Annotated in this window: 4 protein-coding genes; 1 reads left to right on the top strand and 3 read right to left on the bottom strand. The window is 43.4% G+C overall.

The window, feature by feature from the left end; genetic code table 11:
* Positions 1-25 precede the first annotated feature (25 nt).
* Positions 26-430 (bottom strand): hypothetical protein, encoded by a 405-nt coding sequence (locus CAG69_RS15445; RefSeq protein ID WP_005394736.1) that lies wholly within the window; start codon positions 428-430, stop codon positions 26-28.
* A 273-nt stretch (positions 431-703) separates the two neighbouring features.
* On the opposite strand from CAG69_RS15445, the gene CAG69_RS15450 reads away from it, so the two are divergent.
* A complete protein-coding gene (locus tag CAG69_RS15450; RefSeq protein ID WP_048625698.1) occupies positions 704-1,369 on the top strand; it encodes a DUF2982 domain-containing protein in 666 nt (221 codons plus the stop codon).
* An 18-nt stretch (positions 1,370-1,387) separates the two neighbouring features.
* On the opposite strand, the gene CAG69_RS15455 is transcribed toward CAG69_RS15450, so the two are convergent.
* Both CAG69_RS15455 and CAG69_RS15460 read right to left on the bottom strand, forming a co-directional pair.
* A complete protein-coding gene (locus CAG69_RS15455) occupies positions 1,388-2,044 on the bottom strand; it encodes an MBL fold metallo-hydrolase (protein WP_048625699.1) in 657 nt (218 codons plus the stop codon).
* A gap of 95 nt (positions 2,045-2,139) precedes the next feature.
* Positions 2,140-2,688 (bottom strand): DUF882 domain-containing protein, encoded by a 549-nt coding sequence (locus CAG69_RS15460; RefSeq protein WP_161444977.1) that lies wholly within the window; start codon positions 2,686-2,688, stop codon positions 2,140-2,142.
* Positions 2,689-2,837: the final 149 nt, after the last annotated feature.

Raw genomic sequence — 2,837 nt, forward strand, 5'->3', positions numbered from 1 at the left:
ATTCAAGCTAGAACGGTAGCGGTAATTAAACTGCTTTGTAGATAACTTTGTTACCTGCTAACTGCTCTTTTTGAACTAGGTTTTCTTCAAGAAGCTTCTTCAGTGCGCCAGTAGCCCATGATGCCGCTTTAGTATCTTCTTGACCTGCAGCTAGACCAATGCCTTTAGGGTTGATACCTTCAGCATTTGCTACAACGATGTCTAATACTTGTTGTTGCTTAGGAGTAAGGGCAACATCAACTGTTTTCACTGCAGCTACTTTTTTCTCAGCTACTACTTTCTCCGCAACAGCTTTTTCAGCAACAGAAGGTGCTACTGCTTTTTCGGCAACAGGCTTCACTGCTTTAGGTGCTGCAGCTAAGTTTGCTACTGTCGCTTTAATGCGTTTTTGCAGTTTCATCTGCACTTTACGCTTATGAGCAAGTCTCATTGAATATTTCTCCAGTTCACTGCATCTCAGCAGGGATGAAAATTTGAAGCGCGTTTTATACCAAAATTCACAAGCAATTTGTAGGTTTTAGCGGCGAAACGCGATGAAAAATGCGCTCAAAGCATAGAACGTCTACTATTTAATCAGATATTTTATGAACGGATTTATTGAATACTGGGTATAAAAACAGAGGTTTCTTTTATTTCAAATGCAAGTCAATGCACATTTAGTCATCCACGCATTTTTGATCAAGTATTCGATGAGGTTATAAGCATGGAAACGCTGCACCTAACAAATTCACATTTCAAACCCGACTCCCCTATCAACAGAATACTTTTGTTGCTCGTTGCACTGATAACCCTGTTTTTGGTTGTCATTTCTCCGGGATGGAAGCAAGCCATGTTGTCGGTCATTTTGATGTCTGCAATTGTTGGTTTCGCCATCTTGATGATCAAAAAAAGCCAAGTCACTTTTACGCTGACAGCTTCTCACTTCCAACAACATCTTTTTAAAGGCGGATGGGTCGTCCGATGGCGAAATATTGAGTCAATAGGGATTTGTAGCTACCAGCAGGAAGGGTGGCATCAGCCGCTACCTTGGATTGGTATTCGTCTAAAACACTACTCACCTTATTTGGATTCGATCTGCCCTCGTATAGCGACAGAAATTCTCCTTAGCCAACGCGCACTACTTTATTTAGGTGCGAAGCAGAATCAGTGTGAAGAAAAGTTTGAAGATATGGTGCTTGATCCTAAGCCATACATAAACAGCAACGGGGTTGAGTATAAAGGCTTGCTGGCGATGCTCGCCAACCGTATGAAATATCAAAGAGGATTTTACGGCTACGATCTGTTTATATCAGCCAGTGACCTAGATCGTGAAGCAGAGGATTTTGTGGGACTGACTCGGCGATACTTAGCTGCCGCCGAGCCAGAATAATGCTTACTACACGCGCTTTTAGTAAAGCGGCATCTCGTCAGCAACGAACGGGTTAGTTTTACGTTCGTGACCGAAAGTCGATTGAGGGCCGTGACCAGGGACAAACGTGACATCATTGCCTAAAGGCCACAGTTTCTCTTTGATAGAGCTAATCAAGGTATTGAAATCACCTTGTGGGAAGTCAGTTCGGCCAATGCTACCGTTAAACAATACGTCGCCCACAAACGCCAATCGCGCTTCTTCACTATAAAGAACAACGTGACCAGGGGTATGACCTGGTGTGTGGAATACCTTTAATACTTGATTACCAAATGTGACAGTGTCACCCTCATTTAACCATTGATGCGGTTCAAAAGCTTCAGTCAATGGGAAACCAAACATTTGGCTTTGCCCTTCTAGACCTTGTAGCCAAAAATTATCCGCTTTATGAGGACCAATGATCTCAGTACCACCAAGCATTGCAGCCAGCGGCTCTGTTCCGCCAACATGATCTAGGTGACCATGGGTTAGCACCAAGTTGACGATCTCGATGCCAAGCTCTTTAATGAGCATAGCAAGTTGCTTTTCGTCACCGCCTGGGTCAATAACGATGCCTTTCATCGTTTCATCACACCACACGATAGAACAGTTTTGAGAAAAAGATGTCACTGGGACAACTTGGTATTTCAGAGCCATAGAAAACCTATTACCAAACAAATTTGCGTTAAAACTGGCGCAACTATGACACTAACCCCATGCGACTTCAAGACTTGCTGAGGCTTGCTATTGACTTACCAAGAACGCACAGCACCTGTATCGATATGGACGAAGTTACTACTTGGATAATACCCAACACCACCAGCTTTCAAGCTAATTGCTGCATCGCGCACAATAGACAATTTCACTCCATCAAGACGGAAGTCTATGGCCTTACCTTCCATGTGAAGACTTTTCTTCGCCACTCCGCTAGCCCCTTTGCGCAGGGACGCATTGGTCAAAGGCGAACGGTAACCAGAAATTACAATGACTTCTGCATCTGTACCGATCAGCTTTTGAATCTGACTGATTTGATCGAACAAGCGTCGATCCATCGGATGAACTTCGTTTCGACGGTGATCACGACAAAACTCATTCAGCTTTTTTAGTTCATCATCAAGATAGCGTCTACCATCGAAATAGCATGTTTCGAGGAGCTCTCCAGTATTAAGGTTGTTCATCGCCAACTCACGTGGCTCGTCAGGGAATGAAGCCCATGAAATCGATGGCAAGGCAGATGCCAATACTACGCCACCAGCGGTCATTTTAAGGAAATCTCGGCGGGAAAAATTACGACTTACCATTTCAAAAAACAATGCTCAACAACTAAACAAGTCGCGGACATTACCCAAACACATTTGTCACGTCAAATGCATAAATCGCTCCACCCTAATTTTAAGACGTGGCGATTAACGCTTAATTATTGAACAAACAGAAGATTCTTAGTTTTGTA

Origin of the sequence: Vibrio sp. V43_P6S15P86 (genome assembly GCF_009904725.1) — a bacterium.
Taxonomy (GTDB): domain Bacteria; phylum Pseudomonadota; class Gammaproteobacteria; order Enterobacterales; family Vibrionaceae; genus Vibrio; species Vibrio diabolicus.